The sequence below is a fragment of the Vibrio floridensis genome, from assembly GCF_021852965.1.
Taxonomy (GTDB): Bacteria; Pseudomonadota; Gammaproteobacteria; order Enterobacterales; family Vibrionaceae; genus Vibrio; species Vibrio floridensis.
In genome coordinates this window covers 117,819-141,957 of sequence record NZ_JAKGCY010000005.1, presented here as the reverse complement: position 1 = coordinate 141,957, position 24,139 = coordinate 117,819, and the positions used below count along the sequence as shown (strand labels likewise).

The following is a 24,139-nucleotide window of genomic DNA, read 5'->3' as shown; positions in this document are numbered from 1 at the left end:
GCAAGCAATAAACGAAGAAGTCATTTACGTACAGACAATTTACAACGAAACAAATAAAAAGAAGCGATAAACAAGGGAGCGTGATGCTCCCTTGCGGTGTTGTTGGCTAAAAACGTCTACGGTGACTGAATTTTCCGTTTAGGACGTGGTTTCTTCACAGACTCTTTTTTGCACTGCTGGTGGGGCGGGCTCATAGTGGCTGAGCGACATGTTGAAGCTGCCTTCACCGCCGGTCAGTGCGCGCAGTTTTCTTGCATAGTCTTGCAGCTCATTGAGCGGCGATTTGCCTTTGATTAAAGTTAGGTTGTTCGCTTGTGGCTCTGTGCCCTCAATGAGGCCACGGTTGCCAGACAGATCGCCAGTCACATCCCCGACGTTATTGGTCGGAATGGTCAGCTCCAACTGAACAATCGGTTCCAATACAATCGGGTCTGCCTTCTTGACGGCATCGAGAAACGCCTTTTTACCTGCGATGACAAACGCGATCTCTTTAGAATCGACCGAGTGGTATTTGCCATCGTGTACCGTGACTTCAATGTCGCGGATCGGGTTATTCGAAATCGCCCCTTCTTCAAGTGCTTGATGGATGCCTTTTTCAACCGCTGGAATCAATGAGGTTGGAATCGCTCCGCCTACTACTTTGTTGACGAATTGGAATCCTGCACCTCGCTCAAGAGGTTTCACACTGAGGTGCACTTCGCCAAACTGACCCGCACCACCACTTTGTTTCTTATGGCGATATTGCCCTTCAGCGGGTTTGGTGATGGTTTCAAAGTACTCAACGCTTGGCTGTTCGGTGTCTACCTCCAACTTGTATACGCTTGCCATTTTTTCCAAGGCAATTTTCAGGTGGAACTCGCCTTGTCCACTTAAAATGGTCTCATTGGTGCGCGCGCGATGCTCTAAGCGCAGCGAAGGGTCTTCACTAACAATACGATTTAGCACTTCGCCCAGTTTTTGCTCATCGCCACGTTTGGTGGGTTTGAGGCTTAAGCTGTACATCGGTTGGGGGAAATGAAGGGTTTTCAAGCTCACGTCATCTTCGTCATGTGAGTCGTGCACGATGGAATCAAACTCCAACTCGTCCACTTTAGCCAAGACGCAAAAATCGCCCGCTAACGCGCGTGAAATTTCCGTGCGCTGCTTACCTTGCAATTGATACAGATGGCCGACTTTAAACGCTTTATTGCTCTCGCCGACATAGAGTTGGCTACCTGCGTTGATCTCCCCTTGGAACACGCGTAAATACGCCAGTTTACCCATGTAAGGGTCCACGCTGATCTTGTAAACATGGGCGACAGTGTGTTCGAGGGTGTCGCAATTCACCTTGATCATCTTTCCGTTCTTTTGCAGCAACGGAGGGTTGCCTTCGTTGGGCATTGGCATTAATTCGGCTAAGGTGCGCAGCAGCAATTCAATGCCGGCACCGGTCTGCGCGGAGGCAAAACAGATTGGCACAACGTGCCCGGTACGTAACGCTTCTTCAAATGGATCGTGTAACTGCGTAGGGGTAAGTTCTGAGCCTTGTTCAAGGTAGAGCTCCATCAGTTCTTCATCCACTTCCACCACTTGGTCAATCAAGGTTTCATGGGCGGCTTCAACACTGCTTAGCAATGTCGCTTGTTGGTATTGAGGTTCAAAAAAGCAGTCAACAACCTCGTTGCCATCGGCTGAAGGAAGGTTAATCGGTAGGCAATTGCTACCAAAATGGTCTTGAATCTCATCCAACAGTTTCTCAAGTTGGTTACCGTGGTTGTCCAACTTATTGATGATGATCATCTGGCATTTTTTCTGCTGCTGAGCAAATTGGAACAGTTTGTCGGTCACTTGGGTCAGCGGCATTTGCGGATCCAGCACCAACACCGACGTTTCAACGGCGGGAAAGACACTCAAACTGCGACCGAGTAACTCGGACAATCCCGGAGTATCGATGATGTTTAGACGATGTTTTTGCCAGCTTAACGCGACGGGAGTGGCTTCGATACTGTGCTGATATTGAATCGATTGGTCATCGAAATCGGTCACGGTATCGCCTTTTTCAATGGATCCAAGATGAGTGGTGGCGTCGCAAGCAAAAAGCAATTTTTCGATCAACGTGGTTTTACCGCTACCAGACTGACCCACAAACGCGATATTGCGAATTTTGTTGATAGGCATAGCGCCTCCTTGCAATAGAGAGGAAGAAGAGAAGGACGATAAATCTCATGATCAGGCGGGGTTACCGCCTGGTCGTCTTCCAGGTCATTTTGCGAAGGGCTCCTTGCATTGCGACCTCATGAGTCAATGAGTACCAAATCAGTGTGCACCCATACCCATATTTTTTATGTGACTTAATTCATGCTGGTGGAGATCAAATAACTAAAAGCGGATTCGGTGTCACAAATAAAACAAAAGAAGCGATTAACGCCTCGTTTGTTGATGTGTTGCGCTGATTTGAAGTATGTCTAAAGCACTAAGGTCATAAAACAGCTGTTAGGATCGGCTTGGTAATTACCAAAGGGTCCGCAATATTCAAAGCCAAACTTTTCGTAGAGTGCTCGTGCGGGAGCAAAAAAGGCCATCGAGCCCGTTTCCAAACTGATCTGTTTATACCCTTGTTGTTTCGCCTCGGTAATGAGGTGCTGTAATAAGGTGGATGCGACCCCAGTTCCGCGCGCATGTAGGCTGGTGCGCATCGACTTTAGTTCACCATGTTGGTGCGACAACCGTTTCAAAGCAGTGCAACCAAGTAGGGTTCCTTCACGCCAGCCAGTCCAAAATGTCACATCTGGGTGTTTAAGCGCGCTCAGATCAAGGGCATGAACACTTTCTGCTGGAGAGGTGGCATACATGTCTTGCAAGTGTTCTTCCAGCAACTGAATCACTTGCTGATGTTCCAAATCTTTAGTGGTTATCTTCACAAACCTCTTCCTCATTGAGCCTATGTTTTACTTGGTTTCGACCCTCATTTTTCGCTTGGTAGAGAGCCTGGTCGGCAATGTTCAAAGCCACATCAAATTGGCTGCATTGCCACAAGGTAGCGCCGATGCTGACGGTGACCACCAGGTCATCACCCAAATCAAGCGCTTTTCCAAGTAGCATCTCCGCACTGAGGCGGATCCGCTCAGCAATAAGCAGGGTTTGTGCCAAATTTGCATCTGGCAACACTAAACAAAACTCTTCGCCCCCCACACGACCAAAGAGATCTTGCTGACGTATCTCTTGGTTCACTAATTGGCAAAAAGCGCGCAGTACTTTATCGCCAGCTCCGTGGCCATATTGATCGTTGATTGATTTGAAGTGATCCAGGTCCATCATACAGACGCCAATTCTATCGTTGATCCGGCGCTGCACGTTGGCAGCTTCAATTAAGGCGCGACGGTTGAGTACTCCGGTCAAGGAATCTTGTTGAGCAAGTAATATGAGTTGTTGTTCTTTGCCCTTAATCGCCTCAGCCATGTGATTGAAGGCGTTGAACAGCTCGCCAATTTCATCTTTGCGCTCAACCAGCTCACTTTTTATTGGATTTCCCTTGGCTAAGGCTCGTGCTTGCTTGCGTAGATTCTCAATCGGGATACTGACGTAGTGGGCAAGGTATAAAGTGAGGAGCAAAAAGATAAGCAATGATGCTCCCACATAGATAACAACCTCACGCAAAATAGCGTTTTTCTCAGCATTGAGCTCATCCATGTTGATGAACGCCAGCAGGCACAACCCCAGCTCATGTTGTGCGACATTCAACCCGCTTGCACGGGTAAATCGATGGCTCCAAGAGGGGCTAATATTAATGTCTTGGTTGATGAGCATGCCACCGAGGTCAGGTCGAATCCAAGGTGCAGAAGTGTTGTTGGGACCATATTGTTTGATCCCCTCGGGAGATAAATACTTGGTTGGCACCAAGAGATTGCGCTTGAGCTTGGTTAAAATGGAGACGTCCACTTGGTTGATTTTTTCGTTGGTTAAGCTGCTTTTGATCTCGAAGAGATGGTCTTCGATGAGCGTGCGGTCTAGCACGGCACTATAATAGCCAACTAGCTGTCCATCACAATCGAGCAGTGGCCTAGAAAGGTAATAAGTTTCGCTGTCGAAAATCAATCCAAGGTTTGCGACGTATTCCGCTGGCATCAGTGTCACCACTGGGCGAGGTAAGCTTTTTATCGCTCTCAGCGTATTAAGTTGATTACGTAACTCGCGGCTGGTGATGGAGTTTTCTTCACCGCGAAGTTTGAGCTTTTGCAGCTGCTGGTAGAGCAGCTCTTCTTTGGCCTGATTGACGGGTGAATCGATGCCCCACTGCTGATAAGAATAAGCGAGCTGTTTTTGGGTAAAAGCGTCATAGGCATGTTGCCCATTGATTTCCTGCCGCAGAATATAGCGATTACTTTTGTTGGCCGAAAACACCGAGTCCACGATGTCACCCTGCGTATCGGTTACCAGCAGCATCGAAAATCCAGAAGTAAAACTTAATGCATCTTCCATCTTTTCGCGCATAGATGTTGAAGCATTGCACTGGGCCAGATGCCCACTTAATAGGTCAAATTCCGCAAAGCGACGATCAATGTAATGGCTGATTTCCTTTGCGCCCTGGGCGACAGCTAACTGGCTGCTCCGGCGAATGTGCTCGACCATAATATTCACTTTGGCCTGATAGTAGACGTAGCCAAATATTGCCAAAAATAGGGCAAGTGGTGACAGAATCAGGAACATCTTAAAACTGAGTCTATTCATTCTTTGGGCTTCTTTGATCCTCGGGTTTAATGATGCCTAATTTTTCAACCACCTTGAGTCTATCTGTTTGAAACTGTGCCAAGTACATTGGTAGGTCGAAATGGTGGTCTTCTCTCAACCGCACGGCATCACCACCACTGTAAAGAGTGGTACCGGGTAAATGGATCAGCAGCTGTTCTCGGTCGACACGACCACTTTTTTCAAGCGCTTCTTTTATCAAGTAAATCAGGTCGTAGTGCGCTTTACTCGAGTAAGTTACAACCGCATCACTGCCGTGAAAGCGCTGATAGTCCTGTACAAATTCTCGGGCAACATTGCTGTCCAAACTGCTGAAAAAATGCAGTGCTGTCATTACCCCTTGGAGCGCATCGCGATCAACATTGCTGAGATAGGTTTCATCTGCTGCAAACGCGACAACTTGAATCTCTCGTCCAAATTCAAAGGCTTTCATCTGCTTGAGAAAGTTGAAACCATCACTGCCTGGTAGGATCAACATCAGCACTTTGGCGCCAGACGTTTTAATGTGTTGAAGCACGGGTGTGTAATCTTTGACACCAAAAGCGGTGAATTCGATGCCGCTGATCTCGCCGTTCACTTTCTCGACTTCTTCAACAATGCGTTGCGACATACGATGAGGCCAGATGTAGTCATAGCCAAAAATGTAGAATGAGTTGCCTACGTTGTTAGCTAAATAAGGCACAATAGGCGCAATATAGTGTTCGGGTATGGTGCTGTAACAGATGAGATAAGGGGTGTAGTGACGCCCTTCATAATCGATGCCGTAGAACATGGGGGTGCGTAGCTCGGTGGCGATTTCACTCATCGCATAACGAGACGAACTGCTGACCGGGCCTAATAGCGCGAACACATCCTCATTGAGAATCAGCTCTCGACTGTATTTGACCGTCTTTGCGGGGTCCGTTGCATTGTCTCTGATCACCAGCTCAAGTGGACGCCCCAAGACACCACCTTTGGCATTAATCTGTTCGACAGCAAGTTGCGCACCTTTTACCGCTTGTTCACCATAGACACTAAATGTGCCGGTTAATGGCAGCACAGCGCCAATCTTAACCGGGGGCTGTGGCTCTGAACAGCTGAGTAGGCTAAGCAGTATCCATGGCAGCAAATAGAAACGGATTTTGCTCATAGTGAGTATCCTTGTGTGCTGAGCGTTAATTATTATTTTATTAGTAATTATAAGGGGATGCGCTCGGTAAAAGCGAGCGCATTTTTTATACAGTGTTGCTTTGTCTATTGTCGGCGATAAAGCTTAAACCAATCTCTAAGAACAGAATCGTTCGTGTGATGGCGATTAGCACTGGTCCATCTAATGGGATGACTAATGGTTGACGGATATCGACAAAATACGACGAATGACCTCATTTTCACTGATGTCGGGGTTACGGAAAAATCGAAAAATTTCTGAGTTGATCGCTTGTTGTGCAACGGGGTTGACTGCCATGGAGTCCGTCATACTCGGAACGGCCAAACCGTTAGCGGAGGCGAACTGAAAGTCGTGATAAGACTGCTGCTGACAATCGTTAAAGTGGTTGAGATCGATGTCAATGCGAACGGGAATTGACCCTTTAACGCGATTAAAACGTTGTTGGAACGCTTTGTCTGCCAGCACCCTTGACAACTGTTCCGCCTGTGGTTGAGAAAAGGTTTTACTCGCCATGAAAATGAAACTGTCCATGTTGTAGAGAAAAATTTGGTGAGATTGCGGCGCGGGGTGACAACTAATATGCTCAGGCACCGAGATGTTTCTTGCCAATAAATCGCCAAGAATCCAATCTCCGCCCAACTGAAAGAGCGCTTTGTCTTCGGCCAATGCTTGCGTTGCGCTGTCCCACTTGCTCTGTTTACTCGCGGGTGTGGTTAACAGGCTGATGTGCCTAAGTTGGCTAAGGGCGAGCCTCATTTCCGCTGAATCGATATTTTTCTTATCTAACTGTACCAGAGCGGTTTTGTAAAAGGTGACGCCACCTGCGGCAATCACCAAACTCTCAAAAAGTTGGGCGATTTGCCACGGCTGTTCTCCTATCGCGAGCGGAGCGATACCCGCTTGTTTGGCTTGTTCCATGGCGTTGAAAAGTTCTGGCCATGTTGTTGGCGTGGTTAGGTTGAGCTGCTTGAGCAGCTTTTGATTGGTCCAAAGAAGGTTGAGACGATGTAGTGTGAGTGGCAGGGCAACGTAGCCGTTATCCGTTTTGTTGATGTCGATGGCAAGTGGGTAGAGTACCTCGTCCCATTTCATGGTTTGAGCGGTGTGATTAATCGGATGCAAGATGCCGATCGCATCCCAAGACTTAATGCTTGGCCCTTCAATCTGCGCAAAACTTGGCGTGTTACCCGCCAACGCACGTGCTTGCAAAACCGTCATCGCACTGTCGCCGCCACCTCCGATCACCGCCGAAGGATGAACAGAAAGGTGGTTTTGCCTGAGATGGCTTTCAAGCACTTCCAACGCTGCACGCTCGCCGGGAGAAGTCCACCAGTGAAGAAACTCAAACGTTTGTGAATGCACAGAAAGCGGGAACAGTGCGAGAGGAAGAAGGGTCATTTTCATAACGTTTCCCTCGGAAATGATAAGGTGGCACAGAGTCCATTTTGTGAGGTAAGGGTTAAGTTGAGTTCGCCACCATGGGCTTTGATAATGCTGCTCGAAATGGTCAGTCCTAGCCCGTTACCCTCAACGCGCTCACTGGCACGGTAGTAAGGCTCACACAGTTTTTCCAGTTGCTCGGGGCGCAGGTTTGTTCCCTCATCGGTAACCATGATTTGCACCCGATCATCTTGGTTTTCTAACTGGACATGCGCACGTTTTCCGTATTTTAGCGCGTTGTCGATGAGATTTTGCAACGCCCGTTTGAGAGCGAGAGGTTTGCCTGAGATACAGATATCTGTAGTGGAGTTGAGAGTAATGCGTGTGTTATGAGGGTCTAGCCCTGAGGCGATATGCTCCACTAACTTGGTTAGGTCAACAGACTCAATCTCTTCATGGATGTCCGTCTCTTTGATGCATTGTAATGCCCCTTTAACCATGAGATCCAAATCGTTGGCGATTTTGCTAAATCGCGCGCGTTCAAGTTCATCATCCAGCATGTCGGCACGGAGTTTTAGGCAGGCAATGGGGGTTTTTAAATCGTGAGAAATGGCGCTAAACAGCATTTCTCGATCTTTGATGTGACTGTCGATTCTCGCATTCATTTTATTGAAAGCGCGGATGGCGGCTCTCAGTTCTGTGCTGCCTTCTTCTTTCACTTTGGGTACCTTGAGACGGCTTGACATCAACGTGGCGGCTTTGGCTAACTGGCGGATGGGGCGAATTTCTCGTCGTACGACAAACCAAGTACAAATCAGCAGTAACAGCGCAGACAGCAGCAAGGTAAACCACTCGCGCAAGTCAAAATAATGCGTTTCTAAGTTGACGTAAGGAGCTGGTAATACGGCGGCGAGATAGAACCACTCGTTCTGTTCCACTTCAATTTGCATGACCAAAATCGGTGGATTGAGGTCACCCAGAGAGAGTGAGTAGTGCGCCCACAACATCGGCAGTTCATCAATAGGCAGTTCGTTGTTAAACACTCTCAAATCGTCTCGGCGAGTAAACTCCACTAAGGTATTAGGCGAGCCTTGAAGTTCAGCATTGAGCACGGATTTTACTTCTTCTATCACCAACGTTTTGCGCTGGCTATCCGGCAATGGTCTTACGTAAATCGGGTGATTGTTTAAGGAGACAAAAAAACGTGTGCCTCCCATGTTTCTGAGCTGATTCAATACGAGATGGCGATACTCAGAAGGCAAAGTAGAAAAGAAAGAGATGGTGGATGAAGCGCTTAGGGCCAAGCTGCGAACTGTCGTAAGTAACCCCGCTTTGTCTCGTTCACTCGCATGCTGGTACCAAATGATGCCAGCGAAAAGCTGCGCGGAAATGATCACCAGCAGTAAGAAAAGACTGGTGCGTGTAGCGAGAGAGTTTAATGAGCCACTAGCTCTCATAGTGTGCACCCGCGGTCAGCATGTAACCTTTGTTTCTTACCGTCAGAATCAGCGCTCTTTCTTTATCTTCGAGATGATGGCGCAAACGGCTGATCTGCACATCGATCCCGCGTTCAAATGGGTCTGCGTCTCGCCCCCAAATTTCTCTGGCGATATCATCGCGAGACAAAATGGATTCTGCGTGGGAAAGAAACAGTGCCAGCAAGGAGAGATCGGCACCACTGAGTTGTTTTATTGTTTGGCTAGGGCAGTGAATGAGTTGCCGGGTTACGGTATCAAGTTGCCAGTCATCAAAACGAATGCGACGGGTGAGGCGTGTATCATGGTGGATTTGGCTGCGACGTAAAATGGTTTTTATGCGTGCTAATAACTCACGCGGGCTAAAGGATTTGGTGATGTAGTCATCGGCCCCCATCTCAAGCCCTGCAACGCGATCTGCCTCTTCTGAGACCGCGGTAAGCATGATAATGGGCACATCGGAGTGGCGGCGTATTTTCTGACAGAGCGTAAAACCGTCGTCTCCCGGCATCATAATATCGAGAATGATCAAATCAGGTTGGCATTGCTCTAATTTTTGCCACATGATTTGACCGTTTTCCGCACATTGCACCTCAAATCCCGCTTTTCCTAAATACTCTGAGAGAGCTTCACGCAGGTCTTGGTTGTCATCCACGACGAGAATCAACTTGCTGTCCATAGCGCACCATGATCGTCTGTTTTGTGTGCAATTATGATGCAACGCCTCGCAGCTGAACTCAATCGATAGTGTTGTAATTTGCTGCTTACAAAGGTGTTTTTTTGTAAGAGGTCACTTACAAACTGATAGCGCTTTGTAACCTTCACCGAAAAATTTGGCAGTACTCTTAAATGGAAATTATGAGGCCATCCATAGTGGTCATGGCGAGGATACTTGACTCCAAGTAGGAGGGATTATGTTAGGTAATGCATTTGGACAATTGCAAAAAATAGGTCGCTCGTTGATGCTGCCTGTGGCGGTGCTACCCGTGGCGGGTTTGATGCTCGGTATCGGTAACGCTGGGTTTGCGTTTATCCCCGAAGCACTCAGCAAAGTGATGCTGGCCGCAGGGGAAGGGGTGTTTGGTAACATGCAGCTGATGTTTGCCGTTGGTGTGGCGCTGGGGCTGTCGAAAGGGAATGACGGCGCAGCGGCACTGGCAGGTTTAGTCGGCTTGATCATCATGAACGCCTCTTTGGGCATTGTGACCGGATTGAGAGGGCTGGAAACCGACGCGACGATCATGGGGGTCAATACCCTGCAAACTGGGGTGTTTGGCGGTATCATTATTGGCGCGGTGGCGGCGCTGATGTACAACCGTTTCTATAATATTCGCTTACCAGAATACTTAGGCTTTTTTGCCGGCAAGCGGTTTGTACCGATTGTTACCGGATTAACGGCGATTGTTGTTGGGGCACTACTGGCGTTTGTGTGGCCACCAGTAGGCCAAGCGTTAGATGTTTTTTCTCATTGGGCGGCGTATCAAAATCCCGTGTTAGCTTGGGCAGTGTATGGTGCGGGTGAACGTTCTCTCTTGCCTGTGGGTTTGCATCATATCTGGAATGCGCCTTTCTTCTTTGAAGTCGGTAGCTATGTGGATCCACAAACCGGAAAAGAGTTTACGGGCGAGCTCACTCGTTTCTTCGCCGGCGATAAAACCGCGGGTTACTTGGCGGGTGGCTTCATGTACTCGATGTGGGCATTACCTGCGGCGGCGCTAGCCATTTATCATTGCGCAGCCCCAGAGCGCAAAAAACTGGTTGGTGGCTTGATGATGTCGGCAGCACTCACGTCTTGGTTAACGGGTATTACTGAGCCAATTGAGTTTACCTTCCTGTTCGTCGCCCCAGTGTTGTATATCATCCACATTTTCCTAACGGGCATCGCGTTTGCACTCACCGCCTTTTTGGAGATTAAACACAGTACCGACTTTGCTCACGGCGCGATCCAGTTTTTCTTGTACTATCCTATGTCAACGAACGCGTGGATGTTCTTCATTATTGGCCCGATTTGGGCTGCGCTCTACTACGGGTTGTTTCGATTCTTGATCGTTAAGTTGGATTTAAAAACCCCAGGTCGAGATAACGACGCCGTGGAAGTCAAAATTGCTGGTGCACCAGAAGCGATTGCGTTGGACATCGTGTCGGCACTTGGCGGTAAAGCCAATATCAAATCGGTCGATGCGTGCATTACGCGCTTGCGTGTTTCGGTGAAGGATATTTCACACGTGGATGCCAACAAGCTCAAATCGCTGGGGGCACGAGATGTGTTGATTATTGGAGATAGTCTGCAAGCGATTTTCGGCACCCAGTCCGACAACCTAAAGACGGAAATACACACGGTACTCGCAACCGCTTAGTGATGTGTTCTAACTTGCCAGCTCCTGACACTCCCCCTGTTTGTTTTTGTCTGGTAAGCAGCCAACCTCTTAGGAGGTTGGCTATTTTCATTTTTACTCCGGCTTATGACGCTTCCAAGACGTGGTTAAAGCGTGATGGTTTGGTCAGCACATAGATAGCAAGGCTAGCAGCGGCAATAACGACCGCGGCGCTGATAAAACCCAGCTCCGTAGAAGCCATCGTACTCAGCAAGGCAATAAGTAGGTAGCTTAAGCTTTGAACTAAAGTTGAAAACATCGCCAGTCCACCATCCACTCTTCCTCTTTGTTCAATGGCGATGGTGTGGTGCATCCAGTTGGTTCTTGCGATGCGATTGAGCGCATTAAAAAAACCAAAGACGAGGGTGAGGATGATAAGGCTTAAAGGATCGTTAAACAGGCTCATGCCCATCAACGCGAAGGTGAGTGCAACCATGGCATAGAAAATGGTCGTCGCATACGGGCGCTTGGACAATAAGCGCTGAATAAACAGCCCAGTTAGCAGAGCCCCAACGCCAAACGCGATGCTGTAGCTAGCAAACCAATGGCCAGATACGTGTTTTTCGGCAAACCAAATGGGCACTAGCTTACCTAAAAAGGTGACAACAGGGTACGACAGGCAAGAGAGTAGCACGACCGCAAATAGCCTTGGTTTTGCGGCAAAAATCGTCCGGCTTTCCGTTACTTGATGCCAAAAGTGCCCACTCGAGGTATGTCGTAGTTGACGGCGATAGGGCGTCAGTGCATAACAGAGGGTGGCAATCAACGAGGCCGTGGCCGCAAAGAGCGCGAATTCTCTCACTCCCCAAAGCTCCAATAGCATCACCCCCAATCCGCCGGCACCCAAAGTGGTCGTCTGCAGGACGATTTCTTGTTTACCAGAAATGGCGGCGTACTCGTGTTGCTGATAATTTTCCTGCGTGAAGGCATTGTTACTGTTCCAACCAAGATTACTGGAAAGCCAGAAGATCAACTGAGCGGCAGCCAACAACCATGGTGAGTTCAGGCCCAAGCTATAAATCAGCGCGATGGCCGCCGCAGTGGATGCTTGAACCGCTTGATTGACCACCAAGATTTTTTTGCGTGAATGACGGTCAACCATGGTGGCGAAAATGGGCGCAAAAAGAAAAGCTACCGTGGTACAAGTTAAGGCAGTGAGCGCGACAAACGTGCCCATGTCGGGTGTTTGTAGCATCATCCATGGTAACGCCATCATAAACAGTCCCGATGAGATCCCATCAAAAAAGAGGCCGGTGAGATAAGGCAAGGTACGATGGCGTGTTGCAGGTGGCATATTCATTATTTTCTCCATGTCGACTGACGTATTTGTTGCTACTCTAAAAGCTCAACTTAACTTGAGGTAAAGCGTTTTTTCAGCCAAATAGCAAAGGAGTCTAGGGCAGATGGAATTGAGCGTCGGAGAAGTGGCGAAACGAGCGGGTGTAAAAGTGTCGGCACTGCACTTTTATGAGCAAAAAGGGTTGATTAGCAGTTGGCGTAATCAGGGCAATCAGCGACGATACCATCGCAGTGCGATCCGCCGTATCGCCGTGATCAAAGCGGCTCAACAGGTGGGACTGACTTTAGAAGAGATAGCTCAAGCGCTGGAATCACTTCCCAAACACCAAGCACCAAGTAAAGCGCAATGGGAAGCGATGGCAACAGGTTGGCATGCGATGCTTGAACATCGGATTTTGCAGCTCAAAGCGCTGCAAAATGATTTGGGCGGATGCATTGGCTGCGGATGTTTGTCGCTAGAGAGCTGCAACTTACGAAATCCTCAGGATGAAAAAGCCTCTCACCATCTCGGAGAGTCGTTACTCACTCAACCTGAAGATGAGGATTTTGTCACTTCATAACGACTCAATGTGATGAAGATAATGGCGCGCTGTCGACAGAATTTGCGCCTTTTCTTCATCCGTTTGCTTGTACCAATTGTTCATCACCAGAGACATCCTCGGGTTGTGGTTAAATGCACTCTGGTGTTGATCGATGAAGTGCCAATACAGGCTATTGAACGGGCAGGCACCTTCTCCACTGCGTTGCTTCACTTGATAAAAACAGTGTTTGCAGTAATCGCTCATCTTGTTGATGTAGGCCCCACTGGCCGCATACGGTTTGGTGCCCACAATGCCCCCATCTGCATGCAAGGCCATTCCGCGTGTGTTTGGCATTTCCACCCATTCGATCGCATCGATATAAATACCCAAATACCACGCATCCACTTGATCGGGGTGGATGCCTGTCAGCAGGGCGAAATTGCCAGTAATCATCAGGCGTTGAATATGGTGAGCGTAGGCGTATTCTAGCGATTGCGATACGGCTTCACGCACACAGGCCATTTTGGTCTCTCCGTTCCAAAAATAGCTGGGCAGTGGGCGAGTGGCGGCTAACGCATTGGTGGTGGCATAGCTGGGCATTTCACTCCAATAGACCCCGCGGACGTACTCGCGCCAACCTAAAATTTGCCTTACAAAGCCTTCGATTTGTGCCAGTGTTATTCCATGCTCTGGGTGCTGATAGGTCGAAATTGCCGCATGAATGACCTCCATCGGCGAGAGTATCTTGCTGTTTAGAGCAAAAGAAAGTCGGCTGTGATACAAACTCCATGCGGCATTGTGCTGGTTGGTCATCGCGTCTTGAAACTGGCCAAAATGAGGGAGGCACACTCGACAAAAATGAGCAAGCAAGTTGAGGGCTTGGCCGCGATTGATAGGCCAAATCAGTGTTGATTGAGCGACACCAATGGTTTTAATCCGATGGCGTGTGAGGCGAGCGAGAATCGTCTCAACGGAGTTGGCAAATAACAGCGGTTTTGGCAAGGCGTCGAGATCGGCTGCTGAGAGTTTCTTGCGGTTATCAGCATCGTAGTTCCATTTCCCGCCAAGTGGTTTTTGTGCTTCATCGAGCAGTAACTGATGCGTTTTGCGCATGCGCCGATAAAAGTGCTCCATCAATGGTGGGTTCCCTTTTGGGAAGGACTGTGGGATGTGCTCAAACGGCACAATAAAGTGTTCGCTGTCTACTGCTTGTATCGTGGTATTAGGGATGTCGAGTTGGGCGAGTTGTTGTGCTAAGCGATACTCATCGGGACGTTGGTATTCAAACTGGCTGACCTGATAAGACAGGCAAAGGTGCACTATCCATTCGCAAAGTGATGCTTTTTCTACCGACTGATCCAAATCGATGTACTGGACCTGATGTCCTGCTTGTTGGAGCGTCTGGGCGAACTGTTCCATCGCAGCAAAGAAGGCACAGATTTTTTGCACATGATGTTTCACGTAATCGGTTTCTTGTTTGAGTTCGATGATCAGATATAAGGTGTCATCGCTCACGTGATCGAACCAAGAGTGCTGTGCATTAAGTTGGTCGCCTAAAATGAGTCGTAGCCGAGTGAATGTCATCTTCTCCTCGCGAGTGTGTTTTTGCTGCTGTATACGATTAGCTGTTGCATACGAACCGCGGCGAAAAACGATCAAACTGGCGCTGTGCTCAACTCGGCAGTGTTTTGCAATACTCTCTCGGAGAGAGTCCAAAGCGCTGGCGAAAGCGTTGACTGAATTTATCTGGCGATTGGTATCCGCACATCAATGACAACTCTGCGGTTTTACGATGGCCTTGCTGCATCAGGCTTAGTGCATGGCTAAGCCGTACTTTTGACAACACTTCACGATATTGAGTGCCTTCCTCTTTTAAGCGGCGGATCAAGGTTGCTTTGCTGATGGCGAAGTGCTGACAAGCGTCTTCAATTTGATGATCTTTACTCGGCTGTTGGGCGATAAACTCACTCAGCTTTTGCTCAAAGCTTTGGCCTTGTGACGCAAACATCAAATGCAGCACCCCTCGTTCTGCCAATTGCTGATAGAGGCCGTACAGCCAGAAGGTGATCGTTTCTGTACTCAATTCGCCAAGCGGTAATCCGGCGAGCAAATTCAGCGTATGGTTGAGGGCTTTATCACAGCGAACCACAGGGTGATGAAGGGTGAGATATGGCGTGGTCGTGCCATTACGTTCACTCAGCGACAGCATTTCTGATGTGGGTGGCAGAGAGAAGCAAAATTGGCGAGATGAAAATTGCCCAGCTTGAGGAAGATTCTCGAAATGGAGCGCGTGGTTGGCACGGCACAGTAGCAGGCTGTGAGCATCAATATCCAAGGTGGTTTCTTGCCAATAAAGGCGCTTACTGCCAGTGGTAATTTGGATAATGCTGGGAGTGAGAATCGCCACATTGCGCAATGCTTGCGTGTGAACACCACGGTAGTAGGCAAGTTGCATCAATGATTTCATTGTCACTCCCATACGAATTATCGAACGTAAGTTGCGGTTAACGTTGCTTTATCTAACGCCATCGCGTTGAGCATAAAACCCACTAGAGCGGGTGAGCTGTTGCTATCTAAGTCTAACTTGGCTTCAGGTAATGCCCAAACGGTAAATTGATAGCGGTGCATGCCATCACCCTCTGGCGGACAAACGCCGCCGAATCCTTTTGCGCCATAGTCGTTACGGATCTCCGTTGCGCCTACTTTCTTAAGGTCAACGCCACGCGGTAGTTCCGATACATTGGCTGGTATATCAATGGTAGACCAATGCCACCAACCACTGCCTGTAGGGGCATCTGGATCGTACGCTGTGATGGCAAAACTTTTGGTGCCTTTAGGCGCGTTCTGCCAGCTCAGTTGAGGGGAAAGGTTATCGCCGCTGCAACCGAATCCTGTAAATTCAAAAGTTTTCGCCATACGTTGCCCTTCCATAATGTCATGGCTAGTGAGGCTAAAATCGCCAGCATAGCTGGTGGATGCGGCAACAGAGCTAAGCAGTAGTAGGGCGATAGATGAGTATTTCATGCTGATGTTCTCCTAATGGTGTATGAGAACCATTGTAAGAACCTCAGGATAGTTTTCTCGCTTGAAAGTGTCACTGTTTTTAATATTTACTTGGAAATGATTCTTTTGGTCTGTTTTCTGGTTTTTATGTAACGGTGTGATGCTGCACCGTTTGACGCTCACACGTTACGCGGAGCATCAATGCGAGCTAAAACAACCCCTCAGCTTGTAAGCGAAGTAGTTCTTTAAGTGCGGTCTTATCCGCCTCGGTCGCTGGGGCGAAGTCAGTGACCTTGCTCCAAAAGACAGTGTCCGCTTCGTGGCTTTGGATCTCACCTTGCCATTGGGTCACCACGTAATAATGCAGCAGCTGCAGCTCAGAGGTTGGATGGTAGAGCGAACAGAGATAGTGATACGTCAACGCATCGACGCCAAGTTCTTCGCGGATCTCTCTTAGCAGAGTCTCTGTTTGGCTTTCTCCGGTTTCCATATGCCCACCGGGAATGGCAACCATATCCGGATCGCAAGATTTCTCTTTGCTACGTTGCTCAAGCAACACTTGATCTTTATTCACTAAGAGAAAAGAAACACATTCATGAATGGTGGTCATTGGTCTTACTCGTGTTAGGGATAAGCCTGATCGGCGTTTTGGGAAAAAGGTCAAGGACGATGGAAACAAACTCAGCCACAGAAAACGAGTGTTTTGTCGTCAAACTGTGCGGCTTTTCACTAACTGCGTGTGGCAGTGTGTATCGATGATGGTTTGTAGGGCGTCTAAGTTGAAGGGTTTGGCTAACAGATCATCAAATCCAGCTTGACGATACTTTTGTTGGTCTTCTTCAAAGACGTTAGCGGTGACGGCGATAAAAACAGTGTGATGACCGAGTTGCTCGGTTTTAATCACTCTCATTGCTTGTAATCCATCCATCACGGGCATTTGGATATCCATGAGCACTAAATCGTAACGGTGTTTCCTTAAGTAATTAAGCGCCTCTTCACCGTTGTTGACAACATCGGGTGTAATACCTAAGCGAGAGAGAAAGTGCGTGGCGACCAACTGATTAATATGAACATCTTCCACCAAGAGCACGTGCAGCTCTGGATAGGTTCGATGAGGCACTTTTAGCGGTGTGAAGGTTTGAGTGACTCTACCTGCCAGTAGATCAAAGAGGCGATAAGAGACATAGGGCTTACTCAGGTAGTGGACTCGCGAGTTCCTATCGACGTTTTCTTGCTGTTCAATATCTGTAATGACGATGATCTTTCTGCCTTGTGCCTCTTCGTGCAGTGTGGGTAGCACATTACTGATTAAACGTTGATTAGAGTGATAGTAAATAAAGTAGGGTTCAGAGTGCTCTGCCAAGGCAGCCAGACGGTTGATATCGTGTTGAAGTATAGCGCAGTAGTCACTGCCATCGTTGTGGACCATGATGTCGTGCGGAGAGGGTGGTTTGGGCTCAATGTGTGGTGCATGCAACAGTGGTAGCGTTAGCGTTAGGCTAATTTGCGTGCCACGATTTAGCTCACTTTCGATACGCAAAGAGCCTTGCATCAACTCCGTGAGCTTCTGGCAGATGGCCAAGCCAAGGCCAGTACCACCATATTTGCGCGTGGTCGAATCATCCGCTTGGACAAATTCATCGAACACTTTTTTTAACTGTGCGTCTGACATCCCGATCCCAGTGTCTGAGACTAATATCTGTAGCACAGAGTTGGGTCCACGGTTTTGTACCGCGAACTCAACTTTAATATGTCCTTGATGGGTAAACTTGATGGCATTGGAACAGAGATTACTGATGATCTGAAAAATGCGCAGCGCATCGCCATAAAAAATCATATCACTCTCTTGCGGAGTCAGAATAAAGCTCTCCACGCCGGGATTATGGGTTCGTTCATGAAAAAGGGTGCGTGTATCGTCGATCATGTCTTTAAGAGAAAATTCAGTTTGGTTCAAACTCAGTTTGCCTGAATCAATTTTGCTGACATCAAGAATGTCGTTCATGAGGGCGAGAAGGTGCTTCCCTGAACGGTGAATCAAGTCGATGTATTCACGTATTTGTTCGCTTGCATTGAGGTAATGATCGGTGTCACTCAAGCCAATAATGGCGTTCAGGGGGGTTCGCACTTCATGGGATATATTTGCGAGAAACTTTGATTTGATGTCTGCACTTGCCTCTGCCGCTTTTTTCGCTTCTTTCATCTCAAGTGCTTGTTCTTGAGTGAGTTTGGTTAGGTGTACTTGGTCAATGTAGAGCTTAAATACCAAAGCAATGATCAAGATAGAAATGGCGATGATGGCAAGGTAATACCAATGTTGGCGGTGGTAAAACTGTTCGCGTGAGAGTAAGAAATCGCTTTGATTGTGTTCCACCCGCAAAATAACATTAGAAGTATAGCTATTCCACCGATCGTAAAGCTGATCTATCTCTTGGATGAGGCTTGGCATCTGCTGTTTGGCACTTTCTACATCCTGCAACGAGGTGACGGCAGTTGTGAGTTGCTGTAGTCCTTGGTTCATGGCATCGAGTTGAGCAAAATCACCATAATCGGAATGCAGCTCTATGGTCGCGTGGCTTTTAAGATCATTGATGATACTGGCGCGCATGATCCGCGTGCGAGTTTGGGTTCTACCAAGGTTAGATGGGGTTGGTTGAACCAGAAAGTCTTGCAAGGCACTCTTGATGTGCAGCAGTTTGGTTTTCGCTCCAAGATTATTATTCACGATGGAAACATAGGGTGCGATCGCTTGGCTTGTCATGGTTTGATAGGAAAAAAACGCCATAGCGATCAATAAAAACAGCCCGCAGGTTAAGGTCACAAGCAGAATAGCAATAATGGGCAGCCGGCTGATTTGCTTCATTGAGTGTTTCTCTTATTCCACTTTGATTTCGCGAACTTGCCAAACCGAGCGATTGTAATAGAGATCAAAACGAAGCTCGGAATGGTCAGTAAAGGGGTAAACGACAAAAAGTGGCCCTTTATCGTCTAACGTCATCTGCCGACCATTTTCGTGTGTGGCGAGAATCACCGGATAGTTCGTTATGTCGTCAATGGGAATTGTGGCGACATAATCATCCCAAGCAATCACAATGATATCTCGGCTCTCGGCAGTAATGCCGGCGTAATTGAGCAAGTCAGACAGACGTGGCCCTCGATAACTAAAAACCGAGGCGATGACATGGTTGTCGGTGTTGATGGTCACTTGCTCAAAAGACTCGATTTTGTCTCTGTCAAACAGTAAACCGTTGGGCGAGTTTTTATTGTCGATTTTACCACTGATAGTCAAGATCACTTCGCCTTGCGGAGGTGGATAGATTTCCGCCAAACTCATGTTCGCGTAAAAAACTATCGAGAATGCCAAACCAGCGATTTTTACGTTCATCTCTGTCTTGCCTCATCATTTGCTCATACCTTTGAAAATAGGCCATAAAATCGCCCCTTTCAAACTGAACTGTCGGAAGGTTTACCGATTTTCTGTTGTTTAATGAGCATTCCGCAAAGAGACTTTTTTGTCGCATGTCGTTCCATGCTGTTTTAACGAGGTAAATATCACCGATGGTGGGTGATATTTACCACTTCAATGTAAGATGAAAACGCTTTAAATTTTAACTGTATGATAAGTATTGAAAATGTTTTTGGCATAAATTTTGTTACAAAAGGGGAATTTTGAATTATTTGCGTGGTCTATCTCTGGGTCTGCTGGCATCATGTTTTTTAATGTGCAATGGCAAAAAGTCGTTTTGATTTGCTTTGAACCGTAGGTAAGAGCGAGACGTCTAGGTCACAACTGGTCACAAGTTGTCACAACAACTTAGTCGAACAATTCGTTAATATTTATTCAACTTACCCATTCAACGTCAGTTTGTGGCGAAGGATAAAAACTCAGATAGGGATACTCATGTTACACAATGTCGCACGTTGGATTTTACCTATTGCTTTGCTTGGAGGTGGTTATGGTGCCTACCAAGCGGTCGCTGCTTTGGGGCCTGAAGCTGAAGAGAAAAAAGAGAGTGCTGCAGAGCCAATGGTGGATACTATACCTCTGTTCCCAACAGAACACCGAGTTATGATCACCAGTCACGGTGAGTTGGTGCCATTTGAAACCACACGTTTATCGGCACAAGTGTCGGGAGAAGTGATCGCTTGGCATCCTAATTTTGTTACGGGCGGGATCGTCAAGCGTGGCGAGGTGTTGTTCTCGATTGAAAGTGAGAATTACCAAGCGTCGGTTTTGCAAGCGGAAGCGCAATTGGCTTCTGCCAAAGCCGCGTTAATTGAGGAAAAAGCCAAAGCTAAGGTTGCTGAGCGTCAAGCGAAGGCCCTAAATGATAAGCAAGTCTCGGATCTTTATTTGCGTAAGCCGCAGTTACTGAGTGCAGAGGCACAAGTGAAATCCGCTCAAGCTTCGCTGAAACGTGCTCAGCGAGATCTCGACAACTGCAAAGTGCTAGCACCATACGATGCTTTGGTGGTTTCCAGACAAATTGGCGTAGGGCAGTTTATCTCGGCCGGCAGTGAAGTGGCACTGCTCAATAATATTGAAGCGGCGGAAATCCACATTCCTATAGCGGGTTTCGACAGTGCGTTTTTGCCTGATCAACTGGCAAAGATAGATGCCACCATCCGTTTAGAGGGAATCCGTAAGGTTGTCAGAGAAGGTAAGATCGACCGTGACTTAGCAATGATCGACACGGCAACACGCATGATCAATGTTGTGGTGCGCATTGATGATCCCTATGGAATCAATAATAAACAGCCTGCGATTAAATTTGGTTCGTATGTTGAAGTGCAGTTCGCGGGTAAAGAGCTCAAGCATATTTATCGCTTACCTCAAGAACTCGTCAACAATCGCACGGTATGGGTAGTGAACGAAGAGAATCAACTCTACCCAAGAACGGTGAATGTCTTGCGTGCGGAAGGTGAGTTTGTGCTGATCTCTCAGGGAATTGAGCAAAGCGACAAGCTGGTACTCACTCTGCCTGAATATCCAGCCAAAGGCATGTCGGTGAAGTTATCCCAACAGGACGCTGCTAAAAACGACACGCAAGGATAAAGGAACGGGTTATGGAATCAACACAACAGCGAGGGCTGATCGCCTACTTCGCGCACAATACCGTAGCGGCTAACTTGTTGATGGTGTTCATCATCATTATGGGCATTGTGAGCTTCTTCTTTATTCAGCGGCAGATGTTTCCAAACATTGAGGTCAACTATATCAATGTGAGCGCCAGTTATCCCGGTGCATCGCCGCAAGAAGTTGAAGAAAGCATTTTGTTAAAAATGGAAGAGTCACTAAAAGATGTGACGGGAATAAAAAAGGCAGTTTCAACGGCGTCGCGTGGGAATGCACACATCTCTTTAGAGATCGACGTTAAAGCCAACATCAAAGAGGTGTTGGATGATGTCAAACAGCGAATTAGCACCATCGCCAGTTTTCCGAAAGGGATGGAACCGGTCAACATATACCAGTATGAGTTTCGACAAGATGTTATCGAACTCTCTTTGGTTGGTGACCGTACGCTGGAAGAGCTCAAACCCATCGCAAAGAAAATTGAAGATGAGTTACTGCAGTTGCAAAATGTCATGTTGGTGGAGATGAGTGCACCACAAGAGGAGATTGCGATTGAGGTCGATCCTTTGGTGCTGCGCAAATACGATTTGACGTTAAACGACGTAACCAATGCTATTCGCCGCTATTCCGCCAATTATTCTGCTGGTGAAGTGACGACCAGTGCAGGAATGATTGCGGTACGGATTGAGAACCAATACTACAAAGGCGAAGAGTTCCGCAACATTCCGGTGAAACTGGGCGCTAATGGCGCCAAAGTGCTGCTTCAGGATATTGCGACGATTAAGGATGGTTTCACCGAAGCTGAGCGTTATTTCCAGTTTTCGGGGCAAAATGCTATCTATCTGTCGGTAAAAGCGACCAAAGATCAGGATATTATCCCCGTTGCCGAATCGGTGAAGGCGTATATTGCACATAAGAATGAGCAGCTGCCTGATGATTTGCAGATCAAAACGCTGGTGGATATGACCTACTACTTGCAAGGTCGTCTGGACATGATGCTGAAAAATTTGCTCCAAGGGGCTGTGTTGGTGGCGATCATGCTCAGTATCTTCTTACGAGTGCGTTTGGCTCTTTGGGTGATGATCGGCCTACCAGTTTGTTTCCTTGGTGCCGTAATGGTGATGCCATTTATTGGTGTGACGATCAATATTGTCTCTTTATTTGCTTTCATTATGGTGTTGGGTATTGTCGTTGATGACGCCATCGTCATCGGAGAAAGCGCCTACAGTGAAATCGAAAAGAATGGTGGAGGGGTAAAAAACGTTATTGTTGGGGTGAAGAAGGTTGCTACGCCAGCCACCTTCGGGGTTTTGACCACCATTGCGGTGTTTGCGCCCTTTTTGATGTCTTCAGGTATAGAGCGCGCATTCTTTGTCGGTATTGCCTCGGTGGTCATGCTCTGTTTGATCTTCAGTTTGATTGAATCAAAGCTCATTTTACCCGCACATTTATCGCACACCACATTTAAACCCATCAAACCCGATGGTTGGCGCGCCCGTTTCAACTCTCGTTTTTTTGGTTTTGTGAACGGTCCATATCAACGATTTGTGCGTTTTTGCACCCATTGGCGTTGGAGCGTGATGGCGTTTTTCATCAGTTTGCTGGTGGTCAGTGTGGGCTTGGTTACGTCCAATCACGTGCGCATCATTATGAATCCCAAAGTGCCGACGGATTTCCCAGCGGTCATTTTGAAAATGAATGACAACGTATCCAGTGAGCAAACTATTGCGGCTTTGAAGCAAATAGAACATGTGATTAAAACGGTAGAAGAACAAACCATTGCTGACTATGGACGGGGAATGATCCGCGATATGCTTTCGTACAATCGTGGCCGAACGGAAGGGCGTATTGTAGTTCCATTGGTGGATGAAGAACTAAGACCCTTCAATACGTTCGAGTTGTCGCGCATGTGGCGAGAACAGCTGCCAGCCATCTCTGGGATAAAGAGCCTCACCATTAACGATGCAACGAACAGCAGTGATGGCGGCGATGAGTTTGGTTACCGATTGTTTGGCACGGACATCGAGCAGCTCAATGCGGCGGGTCGGTACTTGATCACGCGTTTGCAAGATCAAAATGGCTTGTTTGATATCTCATCGAGCATGGATTCTGGTAGTAAAGAAGTATTGCTTTCTCTTGCGCCTGTTGCCTACGACCTTGGGTTGGATCTGACTATGATCGCTGAACAAGTCGGCGGCAGCTTCTATGGCGGTGAAGCACAACGTTTCATCCGCGATGGAGAGGAGCTGAAGGTGATGGTGCGTTATCCGAAGTTGACGCGCGAGGCCTTTGCATCGCTTCGTTACGCGGTGATCACTACACCAGCAGGTAAGAAAGTGATGCTGGGTGATGTAGTGAGCATAGAGGAACAGGCAGGTATCACTAGTATCCGACGCGAGCAAGGCTATAAAACCGTCTACGTGTACGGCTCCATTGATGAGGAAATAGTGGAACCAAATGAAGTGGTTAGCACGATTCAAAATTCCCTCTTGCCTGAATTAAAAGAGAAGTTCCCGGACGTGAGAACGCAACTGGGTGGCAGTATTGAAGAACAGCAAGCGCAGCGAAATGAGCAAGTCATTTTCTTTGTCGCTGGGATGATCATTGTCTACATTCTGTTAGCGGTGCCTTTAAAAAGCTATACCCAACCGTTGATTGTGATGTCTGTGATCCCGTTTAGCCTGACGGGGGCAATCTGGGGACACTTCTGGCTTGGCTTGGACATCAGCATGATGTCGACCTTTGGTCTGATCGCGGCGGCAGGAGTGGTGATAAACGATTCACTCGTTATGACCGATTACGTCAACCAAGTGCGCAGAGAGGGGCTCTCAATCAAAGAGGCGGTTGTTGAAGCTGGTTGTGCACGTTTTCGCGCAATTTTACTTACCTCAATCACGACCTTCGTGGGAGTGTTACCTATCATGTTTGAAACCAGCTTGCAGGCTAGATTCGTCATACCTATGGCGGTGGGGCTCGGTTTTGCCGTGCTTTTTGCAACAGTATTGACACTGGTGCTGGTGCCATGTCTTTACTTGATGCTGGAAGACATCAAGCATTTGTTGGCGAAAATGGGTCGAGGTATTCGTTATCCATGGCAACGCTTAGCTCAAGTAGCAAAGGTACGAACGTAAAGTAAGGCTGTT

The 24,139-nt window shown here is 47.8% G+C and carries 18 protein-coding genes; 4 read left to right on the top strand and 14 right to left on the bottom strand.

From position 1 onward, the window contains the following. Positions 1–138: 138 nt before the first annotated feature. The 7 genes from fusA to LZU85_RS10475 form a co-directional block, all read right to left on the bottom strand. Positions 139–2,157 carry an elongation factor G gene (fusA, locus tag LZU85_RS10505; protein WP_130191787.1) on the bottom strand — a complete coding sequence of 673 codons (2,019 nt, stop codon included), beginning with the start codon at positions 2,155–2,157 and terminating at the stop codon, positions 139–141. 287 nt (positions 2,158–2,444) lie between these two features. Further along, a complete protein-coding gene (locus tag LZU85_RS10500; RefSeq protein WP_272909887.1) occupies positions 2,445–2,915 on the bottom strand; it encodes a GNAT family N-acetyltransferase in 471 nt (156 codons plus the stop codon). After that, positions 2,884–4,707 (bottom strand): GGDEF domain-containing protein, encoded by a 1,824-nt coding sequence (locus LZU85_RS10495; RefSeq protein ID WP_237287041.1) that lies wholly within the window; start codon positions 4,705–4,707, stop codon positions 2,884–2,886. The genes LZU85_RS10500 and LZU85_RS10495 overlap by 32 nt, the downstream gene beginning before the upstream one ends. Next, complete coding sequence (locus LZU85_RS10490; RefSeq protein WP_176298182.1) at positions 4,700–5,854, bottom strand: substrate-binding protein; 1,155 nt, start codon at positions 5,852–5,854, stop codon at positions 4,700–4,702. Before LZU85_RS10490 ends, LZU85_RS10495 begins: the two co-directional genes overlap by 8 nt. A gap of 192 nt (positions 5,855–6,046) precedes the next feature. After that, a complete protein-coding gene (locus LZU85_RS10485) occupies positions 6,047–7,276 on the bottom strand; it encodes an ABC transporter substrate-binding protein (RefSeq protein ID WP_237287040.1) in 1,230 nt (409 codons plus the stop codon). Continuing rightward, the gene (locus LZU85_RS10480) at positions 7,273–8,709 is read right to left on the bottom strand and encodes an ATP-binding protein (RefSeq protein WP_237287039.1); all 1,437 of its coding nucleotides are present in this window, start codon (positions 8,707–8,709) and stop codon (positions 7,273–7,275) included. The genes LZU85_RS10485 and LZU85_RS10480 overlap by 4 nt, the downstream gene beginning before the upstream one ends. Further along, positions 8,699–9,406 (bottom strand): response regulator transcription factor, encoded by a 708-nt coding sequence (locus LZU85_RS10475; protein WP_237287038.1) that lies wholly within the window; start codon positions 9,404–9,406, stop codon positions 8,699–8,701. Before LZU85_RS10475 ends, LZU85_RS10480 begins: the two co-directional genes overlap by 11 nt. A 235-nt stretch (positions 9,407–9,641) precedes the next feature. Between LZU85_RS10475 and ptsG the strand changes: the two genes are divergently transcribed. Further along, positions 9,642–11,084: a glucose-specific PTS transporter subunit IIBC gene (ptsG, locus tag LZU85_RS10470; RefSeq protein WP_237287037.1), complete on the top strand. Its 1,443-nt coding sequence runs from the start codon at positions 9,642–9,644 to the stop codon at positions 11,082–11,084. Positions 11,085–11,187: 103 nt separating this feature from the next. On the opposite strand, the gene LZU85_RS10465 is transcribed toward ptsG, so the two are convergent. After that, entirely contained in the window at positions 11,188–12,414 is a 1,227-nt protein-coding gene (locus LZU85_RS10465) for an MFS transporter (RefSeq protein WP_237287036.1), read from the bottom strand. Positions 12,415–12,505: 91 nt separating this feature from the next. Between LZU85_RS10465 and soxR the strand changes: the two genes are divergently transcribed. Further along, positions 12,506–12,961 carry a redox-sensitive transcriptional activator SoxR gene (soxR, locus tag LZU85_RS10460; RefSeq protein WP_176298176.1) on the top strand — a complete coding sequence of 152 codons (456 nt, stop codon included), beginning with the start codon at positions 12,506–12,508 and terminating at the stop codon, positions 12,959–12,961. Here soxR and LZU85_RS10455 read toward each other — a convergent pair. From LZU85_RS10455 to LZU85_RS10430, 6 genes are all read right to left on the bottom strand, one after another. Next, positions 12,956–14,506 (bottom strand): cryptochrome/photolyase family protein, encoded by a 1,551-nt coding sequence (locus LZU85_RS10455; RefSeq protein ID WP_237287035.1) that lies wholly within the window; start codon positions 14,504–14,506, stop codon positions 12,956–12,958. The genes soxR and LZU85_RS10455 overlap by 6 nt on opposite strands. Before the next feature lie 88 nt (positions 14,507–14,594). Beyond that, complete coding sequence (locus tag LZU85_RS10450; RefSeq protein WP_419795968.1) at positions 14,595–15,389, bottom strand: helix-turn-helix transcriptional regulator; 795 nt, start codon at positions 15,387–15,389, stop codon at positions 14,595–14,597. Positions 15,390–15,406: 17 nt separating this feature from the next. Then, positions 15,407–15,946, bottom strand: a complete 540-nt coding sequence (locus LZU85_RS10445) for a YbhB/YbcL family Raf kinase inhibitor-like protein (protein WP_011081841.1) — start codon at positions 15,944–15,946, stop codon at positions 15,407–15,409. A 187-nt stretch (positions 15,947–16,133) separates the two neighbouring features. Then, positions 16,134–16,535 carry an NUDIX hydrolase gene (locus LZU85_RS10440; RefSeq protein WP_176298173.1) on the bottom strand — a complete coding sequence of 134 codons (402 nt, stop codon included), beginning with the start codon at positions 16,533–16,535 and terminating at the stop codon, positions 16,134–16,136. A gap of 99 nt (positions 16,536–16,634) precedes the next feature. Beyond that, positions 16,635–18,785, bottom strand: a complete 2,151-nt coding sequence (locus tag LZU85_RS10435) for an ATP-binding protein (RefSeq protein ID WP_237287033.1) — start codon at positions 18,783–18,785, stop codon at positions 16,635–16,637. Between the two features lie 12 nt (positions 18,786–18,797). Further along, a complete protein-coding gene (locus LZU85_RS10430) occupies positions 18,798–19,307 on the bottom strand; it encodes a putative pterin-binding protein (protein ID WP_176298171.1) in 510 nt (169 codons plus the stop codon). A gap of 516 nt (positions 19,308–19,823) precedes the next feature. Between LZU85_RS10430 and LZU85_RS10425 the strand changes: the two genes are divergently transcribed. Further along, complete coding sequence (locus tag LZU85_RS10425) at positions 19,824–20,978, top strand: efflux RND transporter periplasmic adaptor subunit (protein ID WP_237287032.1); 1,155 nt, start codon at positions 19,824–19,826, stop codon at positions 20,976–20,978. Positions 20,979–20,989: 11 nt separating this feature from the next. After that, complete coding sequence (locus LZU85_RS10420) at positions 20,990–24,127, top strand: efflux RND transporter permease subunit (RefSeq protein ID WP_237287031.1); 3,138 nt, start codon at positions 20,990–20,992, stop codon at positions 24,125–24,127. The last annotated feature ends 12 nt before the right edge of the window (positions 24,128–24,139 follow it).

Excerpts from the sequence above, each read along its gene's own strand:
- fusA (WP_130191787.1), bottom strand. The coding sequence starts at position 2,157 with ATGCCTATCAACAAAATTCGCAATATCGCGTTTGTGGGTCAGTCTGGT.
- LZU85_RS10500 (WP_272909887.1), bottom strand. The coding sequence starts at position 2,915 with ATGAGGAAGAGGTTTGTGAAGATAACCACTAAAGATTTGGAACATCAG.
- LZU85_RS10495 (WP_237287041.1), bottom strand. The coding sequence starts at position 4,707 with ATGAATAGACTCAGTTTTAAGATGTTCCTGATTCTGTCACCACTTGCC.
- LZU85_RS10490 (WP_176298182.1), bottom strand. The coding sequence starts at position 5,854 with ATGAGCAAAATCCGTTTCTATTTGCTGCCATGGATACTGCTTAGCCTA.
- LZU85_RS10485 (WP_237287040.1), bottom strand. The coding sequence starts at position 7,276 with ATGAAAATGACCCTTCTTCCTCTCGCACTGTTCCCGCTTTCTGTGCAT.
- LZU85_RS10480 (WP_237287039.1), bottom strand. The coding sequence starts at position 8,709 with ATGAGAGCTAGTGGCTCATTAAACTCTCTCGCTACACGCACCAGTCTT.
- LZU85_RS10475 (WP_237287038.1), bottom strand. The coding sequence starts at position 9,406 with ATGGACAGCAAGTTGATTCTCGTCGTGGATGACAACCAAGACCTGCGT.
- ptsG (WP_237287037.1), top strand. The coding sequence starts at position 9,642 with ATGTTAGGTAATGCATTTGGACAATTGCAAAAAATAGGTCGCTCGTTG.
- LZU85_RS10465 (WP_237287036.1), bottom strand. The coding sequence starts at position 12,414 with ATGGAGAAAATAATGAATATGCCACCTGCAACACGCCATCGTACCTTG.
- soxR (WP_176298176.1), top strand. The coding sequence starts at position 12,506 with ATGGAATTGAGCGTCGGAGAAGTGGCGAAACGAGCGGGTGTAAAAGTG.
- LZU85_RS10455 (WP_237287035.1), bottom strand. The coding sequence starts at position 14,506 with ATGACATTCACTCGGCTACGACTCATTTTAGGCGACCAACTTAATGCA.
- LZU85_RS10450 (WP_419795968.1), bottom strand. The coding sequence starts at position 15,389 with ATGAAATCATTGATGCAACTTGCCTACTACCGTGGTGTTCACACGCAA.
- LZU85_RS10445 (WP_011081841.1), bottom strand. The coding sequence starts at position 15,946 with ATGAAATACTCATCTATCGCCCTACTACTGCTTAGCTCTGTTGCCGCA.
- LZU85_RS10440 (WP_176298173.1), bottom strand. The coding sequence starts at position 16,535 with ATGACCACCATTCATGAATGTGTTTCTTTTCTCTTAGTGAATAAAGAT.
- LZU85_RS10435 (WP_237287033.1), bottom strand. The coding sequence starts at position 18,785 with ATGAAGCAAATCAGCCGGCTGCCCATTATTGCTATTCTGCTTGTGACC.
- LZU85_RS10430 (WP_176298171.1), bottom strand. The coding sequence starts at position 19,307 with ATGAACGTAAAAATCGCTGGTTTGGCATTCTCGATAGTTTTTTACGCG.
- LZU85_RS10425 (WP_237287032.1), top strand. The coding sequence starts at position 19,824 with ATGTTACACAATGTCGCACGTTGGATTTTACCTATTGCTTTGCTTGGA.
- LZU85_RS10420 (WP_237287031.1), top strand. The coding sequence starts at position 20,990 with ATGGAATCAACACAACAGCGAGGGCTGATCGCCTACTTCGCGCACAAT.